3 protein-coding genes are annotated in these 4,690 nt (G+C 32.1%); all 3 read left to right on the top strand.

Annotated elements, in window-relative coordinates; genetic code table 11:
• Positions 1-2,711: cell surface protein SprA (gene sprA, locus AADI82_RS13765; protein WP_341217003.1), on the top strand; the 2,711-nt coding region annotated here is incomplete at its 5' end.
• 75 nt (positions 2,712-2,786) lie between these two features.
• A complete protein-coding gene (gene gcvH, locus AADI82_RS13760; protein ID WP_341217002.1) occupies positions 2,787-3,167 on the top strand; it encodes a glycine cleavage system protein GcvH in 381 nt (126 codons plus the stop codon).
• 429 nt (positions 3,168-3,596) lie between these two features.
• Positions 3,597-4,316 (top strand): energy transducer TonB, encoded by a 720-nt coding sequence (locus AADI82_RS13755; protein ID WP_341217001.1) that lies wholly within the window; start codon positions 3,597-3,599, stop codon positions 4,314-4,316.
• Positions 4,317-4,690: the final 374 nt, after the last annotated feature.

Below are 4,690 nucleotides of genomic sequence, written 5' to 3'. Positions count from 1 at the left end.
ATGTCTGTGCCGAAGTTTGGTTTAACGAATTGCGTTTATCCGATTTAGATAACGAGGGTGGTTGGGCAGCCATTTTAAGTGTCGATACCAACATTGCAGATTTTGCAAACATAAGTGCCACAGGGAGGCAAAGCACTTCGGGTTTTGGTACTATCGAGCAAGGTCCGAGCCAACGTAGTTTAGAAGACGTTAAGCAATACGATGTGGTAACCAACGTAAATGTTGGGCAATTATTACCAAAAAAATGGGGTATTCAAGTACCATTTAATTATGCGCAAAGCGAAGAGCTAATTACACCTAAATACGATCAGTTTTATAAAGATTTAACTTTAGAATCTAGATTAGATGCTGCCAATGATGCTGCCGAAAGAAAGCAGATAAAAGAAAACTCAGAAGATTACACCAGACGCCAAAGCATCAATTTTATTGGTGTTAGAAAAATTAGAACAGGCAACTCAAAACCTCGTTTTTATGATGTTGAAAATTTAACACTTAACTATTCTTATAATAAAGTAGAGCATCGCGATTTCGAAATTGAAAATTCAGTAAATAAAACACTAAGAGTTGGTGCTAATTATGCATTTAATTTTAATACCATTGAGGTTGAGCCTTTTAAAAAGAATGACTCCTTGTTTACGGGTAAATATTGGAAGATTCTAAAAGATTTTAACTTCAATTTACTACCAACAAGTTTTACCATTAATACAGATGTAAATCGACAATTTAATAGACAGAAATTTAGAGAAATTGATTTAAGTGATGATGATATTAGTATTGAAGAATTGTTTAGACGAAATTACACTTTCGATTTTCAATACACCATTAATTATAATTTAACAAAGGCTTTGAATTTTAATTTTACGGCAGCCAACAACAATATTGTACGTAATTATTTTAAAGATAATATTGTAAATGGCGAACAAGATCCAACCTTAGATGTTTGGGACGGATTCTTAGATTTTGGTGACCCTAATAGACAAAGTCAAAGCTTAGGAGTCAATTATGAACTCCCTATCGATAAAATTCCAACATTTAATTTTTTAAAAGCTACTTATCGTTATAATGGGGATTTTCTGTGGCAAAAAGGGTCAGATTTATATGGAGAAGTTTTAGGAGGGGAAGTTAACAGTATTCAAAACTCAAATGTTCATAGTTTAAATACAACTTTAGATATGAAAAAGTTGTATAAATATATTGGTTTAGAGAAAAAACCTGTTAGAAATGTAAGATCCAGAACGCCGCAAAAAGGTAGACCACCAGGAGCAAATCAAAATACAAAACCTGTAAAAAGTAAAAACAAATCGGTTACAAAACTATTAAACGCAGGGGTAGATATTTTAACAAGTATTAAGAGAATCCAATTTAATTATTCTGAAAATAACGGAACATTTTTACCAGGATATACGCAAACTCCAGGTTTTATAGGAACATTAAAGCCTACCTTTGGTTATACTTTTGGAAGCCAAAGTGATATAAGGCATTTGGCGGCAAGAAATGGGTGGTTAACAGTGTTTCCAGAATTTAATCAGCAATATACCGAAACACATACAAAACAGTTGGATGTATCGGCAAATTTAGAACCCATAAAAGATTTAAAAATTGATATTGTTGGTAACAGAACGCATTACGAAAATTATAATGAGAATTATAAAGTAGACCCAAATACATTAGAATATCAATCATTAACACCAAACACTTTCGGGAATTTTAATATTTCTACCATTTTAATTAAAACCGCATTTGGTAAAAGCGATGAAAATGTATCAGAGGCATTTAACGATTTTAGAACCAATAGATTAAAAGTGGCTGAAAGACTTGCAGAAAAATTTTATGGTAATTCAACCTATGCCAGAGATGCAGAAGGTTACCCGTTAGGCTTTGGTAAAAATAATCAAGCGGTGTTGTTGCCAGCTTTTTTGGCGGCTTATTCTGGACAAGATGCAAGCAAGGTTAAAACTAGTGCTTTTAGAGATGTGCCAATTCCCAACTGGGATTTAAAATATACAGGTTTTATGAAGTTTAACTGGTTTAAAAAACGCTTTAAACGATTCTCTGTAACTCATGGTTATCGTTCAACGTATACTATTAATCAATTTAGTACGAACTTGAATTTGAATTTAAAACCTGAAGACAACGAAGCCCCAGTTCCTGGTCTAGACTATACAAGTCAACCACCAGAATCTAAAGATCAATCAGGGAATTATAAAAACGGAACTTTATTTAGTAACATTAATTTAACTGAATTATTCAGTCCGTTAATTCGAATTGATTTCGAAATGAAAAATTCAATAAAAATTCTTGCCGAAGTTAGAAAAGATAGATTACTCTCGCTTAGTTTCGATAATAATTTAATGACTGAAATTCAAGGAAATGAATATGTTATTGGTTTGGGTTATAGAATAAAAGATGTGCGCATTCGTTCGCAACTTGCAGGGCCAAAAAAGCGTATTGTGAGCGATTTGAATATGAAAGCAGACATATCGGTTAGAGATAACAAAACGATTATACGTTATTTAGATTTAGAGAATAACCAAGTAACAAGTGGGCAAACCATTTGGGGCTTAAAATATTCGGCAGATTATGCGTTTAGTAAAAACTTAACAGGTATTTTCTATTTCGATTATGCGTTTTCAGAATATGCTATTTCTACTGCATTTCCACAAACAACTATTCGCTCTGGAATTACACTCAGATATAATTTTGGGAATTAACGAGGAATCTGTTTGAAATTATAATTTGAATAAATACATTTGTCAAAAGATATAAGCGAACTTAAATTATTATAAATGAATATTCCATCAGAATTAAAATACACTAAGGATCACGAGTGGATTCGTATTGAAGGTGACGTTGCAACTATTGGTGTTACAGATTTTGCACAAAGCGAATTAGGAGATATTGTGTATGTTGAAGTTGAAACCGTAGACGAAACCCTTGACGCTGAAGAGGTTTTCGGAACCGTTGAAGCTGTAAAAACCGTATCAGATTTATTTTTACCATTATCTGGTGAAATTATTGAGTTTAATGAAGCTTTAGAAGATGAGCCAGAAAAAGTAAATAGCGACCCTTATGGTGATGGCTGGATGATAAAACTAAAGTGTTCAGACCTTTCTGAGGCTGAAAATCTTATGTCTGCTGACGATTATAAAGCACTTATAAGTGCTTAAAAAGTATGCGCTTATAATTGCGATATTTTATTCGCTAGCTCTAGCTATGGTGAGCTTAGTTAAAATAAATAACTTACCAAATGCGGGAATTTCTCATGCCGATAAAATATTTCATTTTTTAGTATATAGTGTGTTAGCCTTTTTATGGGTTAACACCTTTTTTTTTAAGTTTAAATACAAAAAAACAAAGGCAATAATTTATGCTGCTCTATTTTCAATAATATTTGGTATAATAATTGAGGTATTACAAGGAAGTGTTACTGCATCAAGACACACAGATATTTATGATGCTATAGCGAATACTTTGGGTGTTTTATTTATAGTGTTAATACTGTTAATTAACAAAAAAACGTACATTAAAAATTTATAACGCTTGCTTTTTTGACAAATAAATGGTTATTTTAGCAATCTTCTAAAAACAATTAAATTATGGAACCTAAAAAAAATCCTAAAGCAAATGTAGGACGTAACAGTTCACTATATTTTGCAATTGGCTTAGCTTTAATGCTATTCTTAACAAATTATGCGATTAATTACAAAACGTATGATAAGTCTAATATTGATATTGGGCAGTTAAATTTAGATGACCTTGATGAAGAAGAAATTCCACTTACAGAACAAATAAAAACACCACCGCCACCGCCACCGCCACCAGCAGCTCCAGAAGTTATTGAGATTGTAGAGGACGAAGAAGAGGTAGAGGAAACGGTGATTGAATCTACAGAAGCCGATCAAGAAACCGAAATTGTTGAGGTTGAAGAAGTAGAGGTAGAAGAAGTAGAAGAAGATATGGAAGTCCCTTTTGCAGTTATAGAAAACGTACCTGTTTTCCCAGGATGCGAAAAAGGAGATAATGCTGCTAAAAAGCAATGTATGTCTGATAAAATAGCAAAATTTGTAAACAAAAAATTTAATACAGATTTAGCTGGAGACTTAGGTTTGTCTGGAAGACAACGTATTAATGTAATATTTAAAATTGATAAAACTGGTAATATTATTGGTATACGTGCAAGAGCACCTCACCCAGGTTTAGAAAAAGAAGCTAAACGTGTTATTGGATTGTTACCTAAAATGAAACCAGGAAAACAAAGAGGTAAAGCAGTAACTGTTCCATATTCTTTACCAATTATTTTTCAAGTACAAGACTAAAAGCAAATACATATAATTATTGAAAACCTCGAAATTAATTTCGAGGTTTTTTATTTTACTTCTATTTTGAAAAGGTTGATACTGCTATTTTAAAAGTTTTGAGTGAAGCATATAAAATCCCGTTACAAAATTTGTAACGGGATTTTTTTTTTGGTATGCTTATTGTGATTTTATCATAATATTAACATATAAACTATAATTATTATGAGAATTCCAGAGAAGACTCACGAACTCATTCGGCAAAATGAGCAAATCGTGAAAAAATCACAAAAGCATGATGCAAATTTACAAAAAAACTCAACCCTTTACTTTCAAATTGGGTTAATTGTATGTTTACTTGCCGCCTATAGCTTGTTTGAAATGAAGTTTGAAAC

Source organism: uncultured Wocania sp. (assembly GCF_964021735.1).
Taxonomy (GTDB): Bacteria; Bacteroidota; Bacteroidia; order Flavobacteriales; family Flavobacteriaceae; genus Wocania_A.
This window is presented reverse-complemented; position numbering and strand designations above follow the sequence as displayed.

Bases quoted from the DNA above. Each gene is read 5' to 3' on its own strand.
- gcvH (WP_341217002.1), top strand. From the start codon at position 2,787: ATGAATATTCCATCAGAATTAAAATACACTAAGGATCACGAGTGGATT.
- AADI82_RS13755 (WP_341217001.1), top strand. From the start codon at position 3,597: ATGGAACCTAAAAAAAATCCTAAAGCAAATGTAGGACGTAACAGTTCA.